The 17,659-nt window shown below is 69.9% G+C and carries 14 protein-coding genes and 2 pseudogenes; 9 read left to right on the top strand and 7 right to left on the bottom strand.

From position 1 onward, the window contains the following. Window positions 1–208 precede the first annotated feature (208 nt). From NF20_RS23745 to NF20_RS23765, 5 genes and pseudogenes are all read left to right on the top strand, one after another. Window positions 209–1,405: an alpha/beta hydrolase gene (locus NF20_RS23745; protein WP_019734128.1), complete on the top strand. Its 1,197-nt coding sequence runs from the start codon at window positions 209–211 to the stop codon at window positions 1,403–1,405. A 44-nt stretch (window positions 1,406–1,449) separates the two neighbouring features. After that, window positions 1,450–2,859: a WS/DGAT/MGAT family O-acyltransferase gene (locus NF20_RS23750; protein WP_019734127.1), complete on the top strand. Its 1,410-nt coding sequence runs from the start codon at window positions 1,450–1,452 to the stop codon at window positions 2,857–2,859. Between the two features lie 139 nt (window positions 2,860–2,998). Beyond that, entirely contained in the window at window positions 2,999–3,784 is a 786-nt protein-coding gene (locus NF20_RS23755) for a crotonase/enoyl-CoA hydratase family protein (RefSeq protein WP_003874078.1), read from the top strand. Window positions 3,785–3,871: 87 nt separating this feature from the next. Then, window positions 3,872–5,400, top strand: a pseudogene (locus tag NF20_RS23760) (class I adenylate-forming enzyme family protein). A 20-nt stretch (window positions 5,401–5,420) separates the two neighbouring features. Continuing rightward, window positions 5,421–5,717 carry a hypothetical protein gene (locus NF20_RS23765; protein WP_003874076.1) on the top strand — a complete coding sequence of 99 codons (297 nt, stop codon included), beginning with the start codon at window positions 5,421–5,423 and terminating at the stop codon, window positions 5,715–5,717. Between the two features lies 1 nt (window position 5,718). Here NF20_RS23765 and NF20_RS23770 read toward each other — a convergent pair whose 3' ends face one another. From NF20_RS23770 to NF20_RS23780, 4 genes are all read right to left on the bottom strand, one after another. Further along, a complete protein-coding gene (locus NF20_RS23770) occupies window positions 5,719–6,360 on the bottom strand; it encodes a TetR/AcrR family transcriptional regulator (protein ID WP_003874075.1) in 642 nt (213 codons plus the stop codon). A 23-nt stretch (window positions 6,361–6,383) separates the two neighbouring features. Beyond that, window positions 6,384–6,515: a hypothetical protein gene (locus NF20_RS28590; protein ID WP_019733640.1), complete on the bottom strand. Its 132-nt coding sequence runs from the start codon at window positions 6,513–6,515 to the stop codon at window positions 6,384–6,386. 315 nt (window positions 6,516–6,830) lie between these two features. Continuing rightward, entirely contained in the window at window positions 6,831–8,312 is a 1,482-nt protein-coding gene (locus tag NF20_RS23775; protein WP_009979657.1) for an aldehyde dehydrogenase, read from the bottom strand. A 45-nt stretch (window positions 8,313–8,357) separates the two neighbouring features. Continuing rightward, window positions 8,358–9,125 carry a class I SAM-dependent methyltransferase gene (locus NF20_RS23780; RefSeq protein WP_019733639.1) on the bottom strand — a complete coding sequence of 256 codons (768 nt, stop codon included), beginning with the start codon at window positions 9,123–9,125 and terminating at the stop codon, window positions 8,358–8,360. Window positions 9,126–9,206: 81 nt separating this feature from the next. Here NF20_RS23780 and NF20_RS23785 point away from each other — a divergent pair, with 81 nt between their 5' ends. Next, entirely contained in the window at window positions 9,207–10,373 is a 1,167-nt protein-coding gene (locus tag NF20_RS23785; protein WP_033711072.1) for a glycosyltransferase family 4 protein, read from the top strand. Here NF20_RS23785 and NF20_RS23790 read toward each other — a convergent pair. Together NF20_RS23790 and NF20_RS23795 are read right to left on the bottom strand one after the other, a co-directional pair. Then, entirely contained in the window at window positions 10,357–12,054 is a 1,698-nt protein-coding gene (locus NF20_RS23790) for a hypothetical protein (protein ID WP_033711070.1), read from the bottom strand. The genes NF20_RS23785 and NF20_RS23790 overlap by 17 nt on opposite strands. Window positions 12,055–12,062: 8 nt before the next feature. After that, entirely contained in the window at window positions 12,063–13,319 is a 1,257-nt protein-coding gene (locus NF20_RS23795) for a DUF3068 domain-containing protein (RefSeq protein ID WP_003874069.1), read from the bottom strand. A gap of 121 nt (window positions 13,320–13,440) precedes the next feature. Here NF20_RS23795 and NF20_RS23800 point away from each other — a divergent pair, with 121 nt between their 5' ends. Beyond that, the gene (locus NF20_RS23800) at window positions 13,441–14,667 is read left to right on the top strand and encodes an acyltransferase family protein (RefSeq protein WP_155947431.1); all 1,227 of its coding nucleotides are present in this window, start codon (window positions 13,441–13,443) and stop codon (window positions 14,665–14,667) included. A gap of 30 nt (window positions 14,668–14,697) precedes the next feature. Here the strand turns inward: NF20_RS23800 and NF20_RS23805 are convergent, their stop codons facing one another. Then, window positions 14,698–15,678 (bottom strand): phosphotriesterase, encoded by a 981-nt coding sequence (locus NF20_RS23805; RefSeq protein ID WP_009979649.1) that lies wholly within the window; start codon window positions 15,676–15,678, stop codon window positions 14,698–14,700. 303 nt (window positions 15,679–15,981) lie between these two features. On the opposite strand from NF20_RS23805, the gene NF20_RS23810 reads away from it, so the two are divergent. Both NF20_RS23810 and NF20_RS27465 read left to right on the top strand, forming a co-directional pair. Continuing rightward, the gene (locus NF20_RS23810; protein ID WP_019733492.1) at window positions 15,982–17,448 is read left to right on the top strand and encodes an IS1634 family transposase; all 1,467 of its coding nucleotides are present in this window, start codon (window positions 15,982–15,984) and stop codon (window positions 17,446–17,448) included. A 41-nt stretch (window positions 17,449–17,489) separates the two neighbouring features. Next, window positions 17,490–17,659 (top strand): annotated as a pseudogene (locus tag NF20_RS27465) (acyl-CoA dehydrogenase); the annotation flags it as partial.

A 17,659-nucleotide genomic window follows, 5' to 3' on the forward strand; every position in this document is an offset into this window, starting at 1 on the left:
GCCCGCCCGGCGCCGGGTGATCGCCGGCCGCACCGCGCCGTGAGCGTGTCGCGCAGCGAAATCCGCTCCGCACAGCGAACCGCCGAATCGGTTTCAACAGCCTCGATACCGCGCACAGCGATCCCGCCGGGCAAAGCCCCGCGGCGCCGGCCCGCGGGTGTGGGCAATCGCCCGTTTCGCGGACCGGGACGGGGGTACAGTTCCGGCCATGGCGCCGGGCATGACTCCCTACCTCAAGTGGCTGCTGCGGGCCCGCCCCGCCGACTATGCGCTGGCCGTGAGCCTGGCCGGGGCGTCGCTGCCGGTGGTCGGCAGGCACCTCGAGCCGCTGGCCGGCCTGACGGCCATGGGCATGTGGGGCGCCCGGCACGCACCCGAGGTGATCTCGGCGGCCACCCGGGACATGTTCGCCCCGGGTGGCGGCGACGCGCGGCGCCGGGACCGGGAGAGCACGCAGCAGGTCTCCCTGGCGGCGTTGCGCGGGCTGGTATCTGCCGCCGAGCTGGATAGCCAATGGCCGGTGGCCCAGCGCACCCCGCCGATCTGGGACGGCGTGCGCCGGCACCGCCACCTGTATCGGCGCGCCGTCCACTACGGCCACCACCCGGCCCAGGTGCTCGACGTGTGGCGGCGCAAGGACCTGCCCGCGCAGCCCGCGCCGGTGCTGATCTTCGTGCCCGGCGGCGCCTGGGTGCACGGCAAGTCCATGGGCCAGGGCTCGGCGCTCATGTCGCGGCTGGCCGAACAGGGCTGGGTGTGCCTGGCGATCGACTACCGGGTGGCCCCGCACCACCGCTGGCCGCGTCACATCGTCGACGTCAAAACCGCCATCGCCTGGGCGCGGGCCAACGTCGACAAGTTCGGCGGCGACCGCAATTTCGTTGCGATAGCGGGATGTTCGGCCGGCGGCCACCTCAGCGCGCTGGCCGGGCTGACTCCCGACGACCCGCAGTACCGGGGCATGCTGCCCGAGGGCGCCGACACCTCGGTGGACGCGGTCGTCGGGATCTACGGCCGCTACGACTGGGAGGACCGCTCGACGCCGGAGCGGGTCCGGTTCGTCGATTTTCTGGAGCGGGTGGTGGTCAGGAAGTCGATCGCCCGTCATCCCGAGGTGTTCCGCGACGCCTCGCCGATCGCCCGGGTGCACCGAAATGCGCCGCCGTTCTTGGTGATTCACGGCAGCAAGGACAGCGTCATCCCGGTCGAGCAGGCCCGCAGCTTCGTCGAGCGGCTCAGGGCGGTATCGCATTCGACGGTGGGCTACCTGGAGTTGCCCGGCGCGGGCCACGGATACGACCTCATCGACGGCGAGCGGGCCGGTGCGGCGGCACACGTGTGCTCGCTGTTCCTCGATCAGGTTCATCGCAGCAAGACACGGATCGGGGCAAAAGAGGTCATCTGAGCTGCCTGCGCTGAGTATGGTCCCTCTATGGGTAAGGGGCAGCGGTGAAGAGGCTTAGCGGCTGGGACTCGGTACTGCTGTACAGCGAAGCACCGAACGTGCACATGCACACCATCAAGGCCGCCGTCATCGAACTGGACGCCGATCGGCGCTCCCTGGACGTCGCCGCGTTCCGGCAAGTCATCGCCGGCCGGCTGAACAAGCTCGATCCGTTCTGCTACCAGCTCGTCGAGGTCCCGTTCAGCTTCCACCACCCGATGTGGCGGGAGAACTGCGAGATCGACCTCGACTACCACATCCGCCCGTGGCGGGTGTCCCCGCCCGGCGGCCGGCGCGAACTCGACGAGGCCATCGGGCAGATCGCCAGCACGCCGCTGGACCGCAGCCGCCCGCTGTGGGAGATGTATTTCGTGGAAGGCTTGGCCAACAACAGGATTGCGGTGGTCGGCAAAATCCATCACGCCCTCGCCGACGGTGTCGCCTCGGCCAATCTGCTGGCCCGCGGCATGGACCTGCAGCCCGGGCCGGAGGGCGGGCCGTATGTCTGCGATCCGCCCCCGACCACCCGCCAGCTGATGGTGTCGGCGTTCGCCGATCACCTGCGCCACGTCGGGCGGCTGCCGCACACCATCCGCTACACCGCCCAGGGTTTGGGCCGGGTGCGGCGCAGCGCGCGCAAGCTGTCCCCGGAACTGACCCGGCCGTTCGAGCCGCCGCCGACGTTCATGAACCACAAGCTCACCCCGGAGCGCCGGTTCGCCACCGCCACCCTGGCGCTGGCCGACGTCAAGGAGACCGGCAAGCGGCTCGGCGCGACGATCAACGACATGGTGCTGGCGATGTCGACGGGGGCGTTGCGCACCTTGCTGCTGCGCTACGACGGACAGGCCCAGCCGCTGCTGGCGTCGGTGCCCGTGAGCTTCGACTTCTCCCCGGAGCGGATCTCCGGCAACCGCTTCACCGGCATGCTGGTGGCACTGCCCGTCGACCACGACGACCCGCTGGAGCGGGTCGTCGCCTGCCACCAAAACGCCATCTCCGCCAAGGAAAGTCACCAGTTGATGGGCCCCGAGTTGGTCAGCCGGTGGGCGGCCTACATGCCGCCCGCACCCACCCGGGCCTTCTTCCAGTGGGCGTCCGCCCGCGACGGGCACAACAAGATCCTCAACCTGAACATCTCCAACGTCCCCGGGCCGCGGGAACGCGGCCGGGTGGGCGGGGCGCTGGTCACCGAGATCTACTCGGTGGGTCCGCTGACCGCCGGCAGCGGCCTCAACATCACCGTGTGGAGCTACGTCGATCAGCTCAACATCTCGGTGCTCACCGACGGGGCCACCTGCAAGGATCCGCACGAGGTGACCGAAGCCATGGTCCAGGACTTCATCGAAATACGAAGGGCCGCAGGGTTTTCCGAAGACCTCACGGTCATCGAGGCGGCGATGGCACCGGCCTGACCGGTCCGCTCCGGCCGCCGTTCAGCTCCGGCGGTAACCGGAATCTCGGGGTACGTCAACGCCGTTCCGGCCGACCGTTACCATCGGTCCGACGGTCGCAGTTGGTGCGCCACCGATACCCGAAGGAGCTGTGCGGCACGTGAGCACTGGGAACGAAGAAGCCGGCGAACCCGAGGTCCTGGTCGAACAACGGGATCGGATCCTCATCATCACGATCAACCGGCCGAAGGCCAAGAACGCGGTCAACGCCGCGGTGGCCAACGGACTGGCCGCCGCCGTCGACCGGCTGGATAACGAGCCCGGTCTGTCGGTCGGCGTCCTGACCGGGGCCGGCGGCTCCTTCTGCGCGGGTATGGATCTGAAGGCCTTCGCCCGCGGCGAGCTGCCCATCGTCGAGGGCCGCGGTATGGGTTTCACCGAACGCCCGCCGGCCAAGCCGCTGATCGCGGCGGTCGAGGGTTACGCGCTGGCCGGCGGCACCGAGCTGGCGCTGGCCACCGACCTGATCGTCGCCTCCAAGGACGCGGCCTTCGGCATCCCGGAGGTCAAGCGTGGACTGGTCGCCGGGGGCGGCGGGCTGCTGCGGCTGCCGCAGCGCATCCCGTCCGCGATCGCCATGGAGCTGGCGCTGACCGGTGACAACCTCAGCGCCGAGCGGGCGCACGCGCTCGGCATGGTCAACGTGCTGGCCGAGCCGGGTGCGGCGCTGGACGAGGCGATCGCGCTGGCCGAGAAGATCGCGGCGAACGGGCCGCTGGCGGTGGCCGCCACCAAGCGGATCATCGTCGAGTCCCGCGGCTGGAGCCCGGAGACCATGTTCGCCGAGCAGAACAAGCTGCTGGCCCCCGTGTTCTCCTCCAACGACGCCAAGGAAGGCGCCATCGCGTTCGCCGAGAAGCGGCCCCCCAAGTGGACGGGCACCTGATCGGTCCCGGGCGGTGATCTAAGCTACAGTCGGACATGACACTTTTGGCCGGCTTTGTAACGTGCTGACACCGCAGGAAGACCGAGGATGAGCATTTCGCTGCTGCTCGAGATGGCCGCGTCGAGCAACGCCGAGCGCACGGCGGTGGTCTCGCAAGACGTGCGGCTGACCACCCAAGAGCTCAGCGATCTCGCCGACGGCGGCGCGGCGGTGGTGGCCGGTTCGAACGCCAAGCACCTGGTCTACGTGGGCACCGGCGGCGTGCTGCTGCCGGTGCTGATCTTCGCCGCGGCGCGCGCCGGGGTGGCTTTCACGCCGATCAACTACCGGCTCTCCGCCGAGGGCATCCGGGCGCTGATCGAGCGGCTGCCCGAGCCGTTGGTGGTGGTCGACGCCCGCTACCGCGACATGGTCGGGGAGGCGCCGGGCGGGGTCATGGACTCCGACGACTTCCTAGCCGCCGCCCGCGCCGCCGAGCCCGCCGCGGACGCGTTCGCCGACCCGGACTCCGTCGCGATCGTGCTGTTCACCTCGGGGACCACCTCGCAGCCCAAGGCCGTCGAGCTCTCGCACAACAACCTGACCAGCTACATCACCGGGACCGTCGAATTCGGGGCGGCCGACGAAACCGACGCCGCGCTGATCTGCGTCCCGCCCTACCACATCGCCGGGGTCAGCGCCGCGCTGTCGAATCTGTATGCCGGCCGCAAGATGGTGTACCTGCCGAATTTCGATGCGCGGGAATGGGTTCGGCTGATCAACGCCGAGAACGTGACGACCGCGACGGTGGTGCCCACCATGCTCGACCGCATCGTCACGGTGCTGGAGAACGGCGACCCGGACACCGGGGCGCCGATCGAGCTGCCGTCGCTGCGCAACCTGGCCTACGGCGGCTCCAAGGTCGGCCTGCCGCTGGTGCGCCGGGCGCTGGAGCTGCTGCCCCACGTCGGCTTCGTCAACGCCTACGGCCTCACCGAGACCAGCTCGACCATCGCGGTGCTGACCCCCGACGACCACCGCGCGGCGCTGGCGGCGACCACCCCCGAGGCCGCGCGGCGGCTCGGATCGGTGGGGCAGGCGGTGGCCGGCATCGAGCTGCAGATCCGCGACGAAGCCGGAAATGTGTTGCCGCCCGGGGAAACCGGGGAACTGTTCGTGCGCGGCGAGCAGGTCTCGGGCCGCTACACGGGGATCGGCTCGGTGCTCGACGAGGACGGCTGGTTCCCGACGCGCGACATCGCCATGCTCGACGACGAGGGCTACCTGTTCATCGGCGGGCGCAGCGACGACACCATCATCCGCGGCGGGGAGAACATCGCGCCCGCCGAGCTGGAGGAGGTCCTGGTCGAGCATCCCCACGTGCGCGACGTCGCGGTGGTCGGCGTCGAGGACCCGCAGTGGGGCCAGGCCATCGTCGCAGTGGTGGTGCCGGCGGCCGGTGTCGACCCCGATCCGAGGAATTGCGCGAGTTCGTCCGCAAGAGTTTGCGCGGTTCGCGCACGCCCGACGAGGTAGTGTTTCGCGACGAGCTGCCCACCACCGCCACCGGCAAGGTGTTGCGGCGGGAGATCATCGCGACCCTAGCCGGATTGCGCGTCGCACCGGCCCAGCAGTAAGCGATCAAGGACGGAAATCAATGATCAAGAACGGAACTCGTCTCGCCAGCCAGGTGTGCGACACCCAGGTGATCGTCGTCAGGAGTGCGGACAGCCTCGACGACCTGCGCTGCGGCGGGGTGCCGATGGTCCCGGTGGGTGCCGAGCGCTCCGGTGAGTTGGACCCGTCGTTCGCCGACGGCACGGTGATGGGCAAGCGCTACGTCGACGAGACCGGCGCCGAGGTGCTGGTGACCAAGCCGGGCGCGGGAAGCCTGAGCATCGGCCAGACGCCGCTGCAGCTCAAAGAGGTCAAGCCGCTACCGGCCAGCGACTGAGTCACCGCGAGCCGGGTTGCTTGCCCGGGATCTTGTTGCGGACGACGAATTCCCTTGCCTTGATCAGGAATTCGAGTTGCTCGCCGACCTGATGTAGCGGGCCGGCGTTGCGGGTCGAGCGGGACAGCACGATGCCGCCCTCCAGCGCGGCGATCGACATCACGGCCAGCGACGCGGCGTCGGCGTCGTCGAAGCCGTCGTTGACGAAGGCGCGGGTGAGCGCGGTGCACCAGCGGCCCAGGATGGCGCCGGCCTCGGCGGACAGCTTGGGGCCCTCGTCCTCCGAGCAGCCGATCGCCGCGGCCACGACCGGACAGCCGGCGGTGAAGCCGCCCTCGGTCAGCAGCCGCTCCCAGTATTCGACGAACTCGCGCAGCAGCGCCCGGCCGCCGCGGCCGGCCGCCTGGTCGATGAGGGCGGTGATCGAGTCACCCGAGTAGCGCAGCGCCTCGGCCAGGATCTGGTTGCGTCCGTCGGGGAAGTGGTAGTAGACCGAGCCGCGCGGTGCGCCGCTGCGGGCCAGCACCGCATCGATGGTCACGCCGGCGGCGCCGCGCTCGCGCATCACCTCGGCGGCGCTGGCCAGCATCTTGGTCCGGGTGCCCCCGCGCTTGGCCGGGGCCTGCTGCTTGGTGGTCGGCACGGTCAGTGAGTCCCGGGCCGGCGTCAGGCCGCGTGCGAATGCCGCAGTGCCGGCCAGTGCATGTGACGTGGGCTGAAGCGGAAGGAGCGGCGCCGCAAGTCGGGCATCTCGCGGGTGAATTGGTAGCCCGCGACGTTGAGCTCAATGATCCACATGATTGGTATCTCCCGGCCTGCGTGCAGCCCTTGATTATGCTAAGAACCATATAAGACGCCCGTAAATTAAGCAATCTCTCAGGCGCAATGTGACGTATACCGCACAAATGCGCCGGACGACGGGCCGCCCCGCTCGCTTACGCCCTGGTAAACGGCCGGAAAATATGCTCTATTGCATAATCGTGGCGAGCCCGTGCCGCCCCCGGGACACGCCGGGCCAAGCCGGCACCGCCCCCCAAACGCCGAACGTGCACTCACGGCGAAAAACCGGCAGGAAATTCGCGCTGAGTGCACGTTCGGCGGGCGCGGGCAGGCCTAGCCCTCGAGCGTGTAGCCCATCGGCATCAGCACGCTCTTCTGCTGCGTGAAGTGCTCGACACCCTCGGGCCCGTTCTCCCGGCCGATGCCGGAGTTCTTGTAGCCGCCGAACGGGCAACACGGGTCGAACGCGTACCAGTTGATCGCGTACGTGCCGGTGCGGATCTTCTCCGACACCGCGATGCCCCGCTGCACGTCGGCGGTCCACACGCTGCCGGCCAAGCCGTACACTGAGTCGTTGGCGATTTTGATCGCGTCCTCTTCGGTGTCGTAGGGGATGATCGACAGCACCGGCCCGAAGATCTCCTCCTGGGCGATTGTCATCTTGTTGTCGACGTCGGCGAACACCGTCGGCTGCACGAAGAAGCCGCTGTCCAGACCCTCGGGGCGGCCGCCGCCGCACACCAGCCGCGCGCCCTCCTCGATGCCCTTGGCGATGTAGCCCTCGACCCGCGCCCGCTGCTTCTCGCTGATCAGCGAACCGATCTGGGCGGCCGGGTCCGACGGCAGACCCACCGGCAGCGACTGCACGAAAGTGCTTACCGCATCCACGATTTCGTCGTAGCGCGACCGCGGGGCCAGGATGCGGGTCTGGGCCACGCAGGCCTGCCCGCTGTTCATGATCCCGGAGAACACCAGCATCGGCAGCGCCGAGGGCAGGTCGACGTCGTCGAGGACGATGGCCGCGGACTTCCCGCCCAGCTCCAGGGTGCACGGCTTGAGCATGTCGGCGGCGCGACGGCCGATCTCCCTGCCGACCGCCGAGCTGCCGGTGAAGGAGAAGATGTCGACGTCGGTGTTGGACGTCAGCGCCTGCCCGGTCTCGATGCCGCCGGGCACCACCGACAGCACGCCCTCGGGCAGCCCCGCCTCGGCGAAGGCCTCGGCCAAAGCGTTTGCGCTCAGCGGTGTTTCGGCCGCCGGCTTGAGCACCACCGTGCAGCCGGCCAGCAGCGCCGGGCCCAGCTTGTTGACGGCCAGGAACAGCGGCACGTTCCAGGCGACGATCGCGCCCACCACGCCGATCGGCTCGCGGTGCACGATGCTTTGCCCGTAGCCCCCGGTGCGCACCTCTTTCCACTTGACCTGGTCCACCGCCGGGCCGGCGAAGAAGTTCAGCGCCCCGATGGAGCTCATCCAGTGCATCGTTTCCACGCTGGTCGGCGGCTGGCCGGTCTCGGCGGCGAGCAGCCCGGTGAACAGGTCCTTGCGCTCCTCCATCACCTTGAGCGCGTTGGCGATCACGGCCGCGCGCTCCTTGGGCGGGGTGGTCGGCCACGGGCCGTTGTCGAAGGCCGCGCGGGCCGCGGCCACCGCGGCGTCCACGTCGGCCGCCGCGGCCAGCGGCACCTTGCCGACGTACTCACCGGTGGCCGGGCAGTGCACCTCGATCACCTCGGAGGTGGACGGTTCGGTCCACTTGCCGCCGATGAAAAGCTTGTCGTATTCGGTCTTGGCCTGAGTCTGGATGTCGCTCATGGGCGCCACCCTACCCAAGCCGAGGCAAAACGAGAACACGTTTCACTATTGGGGTTGCAGGACCAGCACCAGATTGCTGACCAAGAACTCGCGCAGCACCGGGACCGAGGTCAGCCACCACGCCCATCGCGGGTGGTAGCGGGGAAATGCGGCCAGCGCGGCGCCGGTGCTCGCCGCCCACGCCAGGCCGTCGGCCACCGACACCTCGAACAACGACGACCCGTAGTTGTTTTTGGCCGGATGGCCGTGCTTGCGGGCGTAGCGCGCGGCGGCGCGGGCCCCGCCGAGGTAGTGGGTCAGGCCCATCTCGTGGCCGCCGAACGGGCCCAGCCACACGGTGTAGGAGAGCACCGCCAGCCCGCCGGGCCTGGTCACCCGCAGCATCTCGGCGCCGAGTTGCCAGGGCCGCGGCACGTGTTCGGCGACGTTGGAGGACAGGCAGATGTCCACCGAGTCGTCGGCGAACGGCAGCGCCATGCCCGAGGCGCGCACGAACGTGCCCGTGTCGGCGGCGACGACGGGGCCGGCCGCGTGCATCTCGCCGGGATCGGGCTCGACGCCGAGGTAGCGGACGCCGGCGTCGGTGAAGGCCGCCGCGAAGTACCCCGGCCCGCCGCCGACGTCCAGCAGGGTGCGGCCGGCCGCGGATTCGCCGTGCCCGGCCCGCCACAGGTCGTCCACCATCGCCGCGGTGTCGGCCGCCAGCGCGCCATAGAAGCGGGCCGGCTCCGACCGTTCGTAGCGGAACTGCGACAGCAGCCGCACCGAGCGGGCCAGCGTCGCCCGGCGCGCGAAGATGTCGGTCACGGCCACGGGGCAACCTTATGCAGGCTTATGCGGGCGCGACGCGCATGGCGCGGCCGGCGGCGCCCGTCCGGCTAGGCTGAACCACTGATGTCTTCCTTGCGCTCCGTGCTGCTGCTGTGCTGGCGCGATACCGGGCACCCGCAGGGCGGCGGCAGCGAGGCCTATCTGCAGCGCATCGGCGCGCAGCTGGCGGCGGCCGGGATCGCGGTCACGTTGCGCACCGCCCGCTATCCCGGGGCGCCGCGCCGCGACGTCGTCGACGGCGTCCGGATCAGCCGGGCCGGCGGCCGCTACTCGGTGTACATCTGGGCGTTGCTGGCGATGGCGGTCGCCCGGCTGGGGCTGGGGCCGCTGCGCGCGGTGCGGCCCGACGTGGTCGTCGACACCCAGAACGGCCTGCCGTTCCTGGCCCGGCTGATCTACGGCCGCCGGGTGGTGGTGCTGGTGCACCATTGCCACCGCGAGCAGTGGCCGGTGGCCGGGCCGGTGCTAGGCCGGCTGGGCTGGTTCGTCGAGTCGACGCTGTCGCCGCGGCTGAACCGGCGCAACCAGTACGTGACGGTGTCGCTGCCGTCGGCCCGCGACCTGGTGGCCCTCGGCGTCGACGGCACCCGGATCGCGGTGGTGCGCAACGGCCTGGACGAGGCGCCCGCGCCGTCGCTGTCCGGGCCCCGCGCCGCCGCGCCGCGGGTGGTCGTGCTGTCCCGGCTGGTGCCGCACAAGCAGATCGAGGACGCGCTGGAGGCCGTCGCCCGGCTGCGGCCGCGGGTGCCGGGCCTGCATCTGGACATCGTCGGCGACGGCTGGTGGCGGCAGCGGCTGGTCGAGCATGTCGACCGCCTCGGCATCGGTTCGGCGGTGACGTTTCACGGTCACGTCGACGACGTGACGAAACACCATGTGCTGCAAGGGGCTTGGGTGCACCTGCTGCCGTCGCGCAAGGAGGGCTGGGGTCTGGCGGTGGTCGAGGCGGCCCAGCACCGGGTGCCGACCATCGGCTACCGCTCCTCGGGCGGCCTGTCGGACTCGATCGTCGACGAGGTGACCGGGATATTGGTGGACACCCATGCCGAGCTCGTGGACCGGCTCGAGCAGCTGCTCGCCGACCCGGTGCTGCGCGACCAGCTCGGCGCCAAGGCGCACACCCGCAGCGGCGAATTCTCTTGGGCGCAAAGCGCCGACGCGATGCGCGGCGTGCTGGAAGCGGTGCAGGCCGGCCGCACGGTCAGCGGCCTGGTCAGCGGGCGCGGCTGACCCCGCGGCGCCGGCACGCACCGAGTAGGACACCGGCCCCGCTGCCGAGCAGCAGCACCAGCCAGGCCAGATGCGCGATCAGCGTCGCCGCCCGGCGATCGGCGGCCACACCGGCGGTGTGCCCGCCGATCCGATAGAGCGCGATCTCGTCGTCCCGGTACACCGGCGCCGCCGCGCCCAGGGTGTGCGCGGCGGCGCCCACCTCGCCGGCGCTGTCGGCCTCCAGCACCAGCCAGCCCACCCCGGCGGCGGCCAGCGCCGCCGGATCGGGCCCGGACAGCAGCAGCTCCTGCACGGCCCGGGCGTGCGCGCCTTCACCGGCGATGGTGGTTCCCGAGATCACCAGGTCGCCGGTGCTCAGCACGTCGGCGCGCACCCAGCGGGGCAGCGGGTCGAGCACCGGCGCCGGGCCCGACCAGGAGAACAGCCGCATGGTGCCGGCCGGCAGCACCGCGACCGCGTCGGGCCGGGCATTGATCGCCGCCGCGACGGCCGGCCAGCCGCGCGGGTAGCGCACCGGCGACACCCTGCCGCCCACGCCCCAGACCAGGTCGGGCAGCGCCAGGATCAGCGCCAGGCAGCACACCAGCGCCGGGGCGGCGGCCCCGAAAAGCCGGCGCCGCAGCGTCAGCACCGCGCCGGCACCGGCCAGCGCGTAGCCGGGCACCGCCAGCGCCACCCACTTCTGCCCGTCGCGCAGCACCCCGACACCCGGCGCGGCGTCGACCACCGCGCCCAGCAGCCGCAGCCCCGGGCCGGTGGCCAGCCCCGCGGGGATCAGCACCGCGGCCGCCGCCAGCACCAGCAGCGGCACCGCCGCCGGACGGCGGGCCACCGCCGGCAGGCCGACGGCCACCACGCCCAGCAGCACCACGGCCGAGGCCACTGCGAAAAGCGTTGTGCGCGAACCGGGTACGGCGTCAGCGTTCCAGATGCCGCCCAGGCTGGCCAGGCTGGTCAGCGTGCCCAGGCCCGGCTCGGCGCGCGGCGCGAACGCTTCCACGCCGAGCCGGTTGGCCGGCGTGTGCGACGGCAACGCCGCACCCGTGACCGCGGCGACCAGCCAGGGCAGCGCCGCCACCGCCGCGGCGCCGATCGCCGCCGCGGCGCATACCCAACGCCGCCGGCCCGCACCGGCCACCGGCACGCAGGCCAGCGCCACCGCCGCCGCCAGCAGCAGACCGGTCGGGGTCAGCCCGGCCAGCGCGATGAAGAACGCCAGCCCGAAAAACCCGGCCCCGCCCGTCCGCAACCCCAGCATGGCCGTCGCCACCCACGGCAGGCAGCCGTAGCCCACCAGCAGGCTCCAATGGCCTTGCAAAAGCCGTTCTGCCACATAGGGATTCCAGATCGCCAGCGTGGTGGCCACGAATTCGCCGGGCATTCCCGCGCCCGGCAGCACGAGCGCGACCAGCCGGGCCGCGCCCCAGCCGGCCAGCCACAGCCCCAGCAGCAGCAGCGTCTTCACCACGACCCCGCCGTCGAGAAGGTGCGAAGCCAGCGCCACCGCGAAATCCTGCGGGGCGGCGCGCGGCGCGGCCGTCAACCCCAGCGCGGTGTCGGACAGATAGGACCGCGGCGTCGACACCGCGTCCCGCAGCAGCAGATACCCGGGCCTCAACAGCGGCCCGACCACCAGCAGCGCCAGGACCAATGCGTACCCGGGCCGGGTCCAGCGCACGCGGCGGGCTATTCCCGGTCGGGCGGCTTGGCCTCGGTCGGCCCCGCCTCGGTGGGCTCGTCGGGACCGGACTCGGAGCGCAGATCGGGACGTTGGGTGGGCAGTTTCTCGGTCTCGGCTTCGGCGCCGGACACCGGCTCTTCCAGCCCGCTGCGGCCGAAGAAGTCCTGGTCGCCGCGGTCCAGGCCGGGGTCGGTCAGCGCGCTCTCGCTGCGCAGGCTGAACGAGGCCAGCAGCCCACCGCCCACCAGCGCGATCAGCCCGACCGCGGTGAAGGTGATCGGCAGCACCCGCGACCACAGCGCCAGCCGGTCGCGCTCGTCACGGGCCGCGTTGACCTGGGACTCGACCGTGTCCTCGTTGGAGGTGACCTTGTAGTCGGCCAGCGTGAGCTCCGGCTTGAGCGGATCGCGGGCGAAGTAGTGGTGGGCGTGCTCGGTCTGCTTGACGATGGTGCCCGACACCGGGTCCACCCAGAACGTGCGCTGCGCCGCGTAGAAGCGGGTCATGGTGATCTGCTCGTTCGGGTCGCCGCCCTGGATGCCCCACATCGACGCCGGGGCGGTGAACTTGGAGTCGGTCGCCTGGTCGGCGTACAGCGACGGGTAGGCCACCGGGGCCACCAGCTTGCCGTCGGCGTTGTAGCCGACGTTCTGGGTGAACTTGTAGGTGGTCAGCCCGTTGACGTCCTCTTGGCTGTCGTAGTTGACGTCGAACGGCTTCTGCGCGATCGGGTCGAAATAGGGGTACGTCTTCTTCTCGGTGTGGAACGGGAACCGGTAGGACAACCCGTCGTGGCGCAGCGGGATCGCGGTCGGCGGGTTCTCGTCGTTGATGGTGCGCGGCTTCTGCACCGCGCCGCCGGTGTGGGTGTCGTCGGAGACGGCCGTGGCGGTCTTGCGGTTGAGCGTGACGGTGTCGACGATCGCCAGCAGCAGCCCGGTGTCCTTCTGCTTGTCGGTACGCCGCAACGAGCTTCCGACCTGCAGCGTGACGACGTCGGCGTTGGCCGGCGACTCGACGCTGATCTGCTGCTGGGACACCAGCGGCACGTTCTGGTTGACCACCACGTGGTCGGTGGACAGCGACGCCGAGTCCAGGGCGGTCCCGGTGCCGTCACTGATCAGCGTGGCGTCGACGTCCAGCGGGACCTTGGTGATCCGGCTGGTGGTGTACGTCGTCAGCAGCAGCGCAGCGATCAGCAGGGCAGCTCCGAGGCCGATGATCCCGCATGCGGCGAACCGCAACATGACTGCTCGGTTCACGTCGCCGTGCCCTCCTCATGATCCCTTGCGTGTCTGTGCCGCGACCCGACCCGAGCAGGCGGCCCGGGGCAAACTCGTTTGACCCTAACAGCAGAAAGTAAGGCGGCGGCTTACCAACCTGATGCCCGGGTGTACCCGTTCTCCGGGCCGCGCGCACAGGCAAACTGTGGTGGTGAGCGATGACCAGCGGGTGGGCGGGGTGCGCAGCTTCCTGCCCGCCGTGGAGGGCATGCGCGCCTGCGCGGCCATGGGTGTGGTGGTCACCCACGTCGCGTTCCAGACCGGGCACTCCAGCGGCGTCGACGGCAGGCTGTTCGGCCGCTTCGACCTTGCGGTGGCGGTGTTCTTCGCGCTGTCGGGTTTTCTGCTCTGGCGCGGACACGCCGCGGCGGCACGGGATTTGGCGCCGCGCCCCCGCACCGGCCATTACCTGCGGTCCCGGGTGGTCCGCATCATGCCCGCCTACCTGGTGGCGGTCGTGGTGATCCTGACCCTGTTGCCCGACGCCGACCACCCCAGCCCGACGGTGTGGCTGGCCAACCTGACCCTGACCCAGATCTATGTGCCGCTCACGCTGACCGGTGGGCTGACCCAGATGTGGAGCCTGTCCGTGGAGGTCGGCTTCTACCTGGCGCTGCCGGTGCTGGCGTTGCTGGCCCGCCGCCTCCCGGTGACCGCGCGGGTGCCGGCGATCGCCACGCTGGGGGCGCTGAGCTGGGCGTGGGGCTGGGTGCCGGTGCACCCCGGTTCGGGCCTCAACCCGCTGAACTGGCCGCCGGTCTTCTTCTCCTGGTTCGCCGCCGGCATGCTGCTGGCCGAATGGGTGCACGGCGGCATCGGCCGGCCGGTGCGGTTGGCGCAGAGCCGGACGGGCCGGGTGCTGCTGGCCGTCGTCGCGGTGGCCGCCTACCTGGTCGCGGCCTCGCCGCTGGCCGGTCCCGAGGGCCTGGTGCCGGGCACCCCCGCGCAGTTCGCGGTGAAGACGGCGATGGGCTCGCTGGTGGCCTTCGCGCTGATCGCCCCGTTGGTGCTGGACCGGATGGACACGCCGCACCGGGTGTTGGGGACGACCGTGATGGTGACGCTGGGGCGCTGGTCCTACGGCCTGTTCATCTGGCACCTGGCGGCGCTGGCGATGGTGTTCCCGGTGCTCGGCACGTTCCCGTTCACCGGCCGCATGCCCGCGGTGTTGGTGTTGACGCTGATCTTCGGCTTCGCGATCGCCGCGGTCAGCTACGCCCTGGTCGAGTCGCCATGCCGGGAAGCCTTGCGCCGCTGGGGGAAACGCCACCAGCCCGCCGCGCCGCGCCAGCTCATCGACGCTGAGGCCGACGCAATCGCGCCGTGATCTCGTCGCGGACCGACCGTCGGGACCGGCTCACCCATAGGGGCCTTGGCGCTCGAAGATGCGCCGCGGGTTGTCGACGAGCATGGTGTGCAGCTGCTCGTCGGTGACGCCGCGCTGCTTGAGGGCGGGGATCACGTCGTTGTGGATGTGCAGGTAATGCCAGTTCGGCATGACCTGGGGCACCAACTCCTCGGGAAGTGCGTCGAAATAACAGTTGGCGTCGTGCGAGAGCACCATCTTGTCGGCGTGGCCGCGCTCGCACATCTGCGCGACGATGTTCACCCGGTCCTCGAACGGCGAGATCGCGTCGATGCCGAACCGGTCCATGCCCAGATACGAGCCGGCGGCGATGAGCTCTTCGAGGTAGCCGACGTCGGTGCTGTCGCCGGAATGCCCGATCACCACCCGGCTCAGGTCGACGCCCTCCTCCTCGAAGATCCGCTGCTGGTCGAGGCCGCGGCGCAGCCCGGCGTGGGTGTGCGTGGAGATCGGCACCCCGGTGCGCTTGTGCGCCTGCGCCACCGCCCGCAACACCCGCTCGACGCCCGGGGTGACGCCGGGTGCGTCGGTGGCGCACTTGAGGATGCCGGCCTTGATGCCGGTGTCGGCGATGCCCTGCTCGATGTCGCGGACGAACATGTCGGTCATGATCTCCGGGCCGCCCAGCTCCGCGCCCGGGCCCAGGTAGTGGAAATAGAAGGGCACATCGTTGTAGGTGTAAAGCCCCGTTGCCACAACGATATTCAGCTCGGTCGCCGCCGCGACCCGGGCGATGCGCGGAATGTAGCGGCCCAGGCCGATGACGGTGAGGTCGACGATGGTGTCCACGCCGCGCGCCTTGAGCTCGTTGAGCCGGTCGATGGCGTCGGCCACCCGCTGCTCTTCGTCGCCCCACGCTTCGGGGTAGTTCTGCGCGATCTCGGTGGTCATGATGAACACGTGTTCGTGCATCAGGGTGACACCCAGCGCAGCGGTGTCGATGGGCCCGCGAGCGGTATTGAGTTCTGACACGCCCCTGATGCTAGGTCGACCGGCATCTGACCAACAGAGGTCGTTTTGTTTTGCCCTCCCCGGCAGGGGCGTCGGTGCGCTACCGTCACCCTCGTCTGCGTCCAGTACCCGCCGGGAGCCCGCCCATGTTGCTCAATCCCAACCACCTGACTTTTATCACTGTCGGCGATCCGGCGGTTGTGTAGGGCTGTGACCTGTGTCTTCGGTTGTGGCCTGGTGCGGATTTGTGCACTAGCCGGTGGGCCGTAGGGTGCCTGCGTGGCCTATGTGCGCACGGTGAAGACATCCTCGGGGGCGATGGCTGTGCAGGTCGTGTGGTCCTCGCGGCGCGGGTCACGCCGGATCGAGCATCTGGGTTCGGCGCATGACGAGGCCGGGGTGGCCGCTTTGAAGGCTGCCGCGGCGCAGCGACTGGCCGCCGGCCAAGCGCAACTCGACCTTGGCTTGGCCGAACGTTCGGCGGCCGAGCCGTTGCCGATCACGTCCTCGAAGTCGGCGCTGCTGTGGGAAGCATTGTGCGCTGCTTATGACAAGGTCGGGTTCGCCAACGTCGCCGATGGGGATGAGGCGTTTCGTCAGTTGGTGTTGGCCCGGATCATCGAACCGACCAGCAAGGCCGATTCACTTCGGGTCGTCGAGGAGACTGGGGTCGTCCCGGTGTCGTATCCGACGCTGAACCGCCGTCTGCCGGTGTTCGCCAAACCCGCTTTCCGGCAAGCGCTTTCGACCGCATGCGCTGCCCACGCGCAATTGGGTCCGGCCAGTCTGGTGCTCTATGACGTGTCGACGCTGCACTTCGAGACCGATGCTGGTGATGGGTTCCGGGAGCCCGGATTCTCCAAGGAAAGACGGTTGGACCCGCAGATCACCCTGGGGTTGTTGACCGATGCTGGCGGGTTCCCGTTGACGGTGGCGGCCTTTGAGGGCAATAAGGCAGAGACCGCGACCATGCTGCCGGTGATCAACGCGTTCAAGGCCGCTCACCAACTCACCGACGTCACGGTCGTCGCTGATGCCGGGATGATCTCGGAAGCCAACCAGGTCGCCCTGCACGCGGCAGGGCTGTCCTACATTCTCGGCGCGAGGATTCCGTTTTTACCTGATGTGGTGCGCGAGTGGCGCGACAAGCACTCCGATGAGGCGATCCCCGACGGCCTGGTGCTCACCCAGCCCTGGCCATCAACCAGCGGCGAGAAAACCCGCGGCATCCCGGACCGGATCATCCACTACCAGTACCGCCATGACCGGGCCCGGCGCACGCTGCGGGGGATCGATGAGCAGGTGGCCAAGGCCGAACGTGCTGTTGACGGGCATGCCCCGGTCAAACGTAACCGCTACATCCAGCTCACCGGGGCTACCAAGAGCGTGAATCGCACACTGGAGGCCAAGGCCCGGGCGTTGGCCGGGTGGAAGGGATACACCACCAACCTGGTGAGCCAACCGGCCACTTTCGTCATCGAGGCGTATCACCAGTTGTGGCGCATTGAAAAGGCGTTCCGGATGTCCAAGCACGACCTGCAAGCCCGCCCGATCTATCACCGCACCCGCGACTCCATCGAAGCCCACCTCAGCGTTGTCTTCGCCGCGATGGCGGTATCGCACTGGATCGAGCACCAAACCGGTTGGAGCATTAAGAAATTCGTTCGCACCGCACGCCGCTACCGTACCGTCACTATCCAAGCCGGCAAGCACACCCTGACCGCTGCTGAACCGCCACCACCCGACCTCGCCGAAATCCTCGCAAACATCCACAGCCTACGTGCGCACTAGCCTGATAAAAGTCGGGTCCAGTACCCGCCGGGAGCCCGCCCATGTTGCTCAATCCCAACCATCTGCAACGCCGCTACCCGGATCGCCGCTCGGCGGAGATCATGGCCGCGACGGTCGACTTCTTCGAGTCCCGGGGCAAGGCCCGGTTGAAGTCCGACGACCACGAAAGAGTCTGGTACTCCGACTTTTTGGAGCACATCGGCCGCGAGCG

Origin of the sequence: Mycobacterium sp. MAC_080597_8934 (genome assembly GCF_000523975.1) — a bacterium.
Lineage (GTDB): Bacteria > Actinomycetota > Actinomycetes > Mycobacteriales > Mycobacteriaceae > Mycobacterium > Mycobacterium avium.

Coding starts and splice junctions, on each gene's coding strand:
- NF20_RS23745 (WP_019734128.1), top strand. CDS start 209: ATGGCGCCGGGCATGACTCCCTACCTCAAGTGGCTGCTGCGGGCCCGC.
- NF20_RS23765 (WP_003874076.1), top strand. CDS start 5,421: ATGATCAAGAACGGAACTCGTCTCGCCAGCCAGGTGTGCGACACCCAG.
- NF20_RS28590 (WP_019733640.1), bottom strand. CDS start 6,515: ATGTGGATCATTGAGCTCAACGTCGCGGGCTACCAATTCACCCGCGAG.
- NF20_RS23775 (WP_009979657.1), bottom strand. CDS start 8,312: ATGAGCGACATCCAGACTCAGGCCAAGACCGAATACGACAAGCTTTTC.
- NF20_RS23785 (WP_033711072.1), top strand. CDS start 9,207: ATGTCTTCCTTGCGCTCCGTGCTGCTGCTGTGCTGGCGCGATACCGGG.
- NF20_RS23800 (WP_155947431.1), top strand. CDS start 13,441: ATGCCCGGGTGTACCCGTTCTCCGGGCCGCGCGCACAGGCAAACTGTG.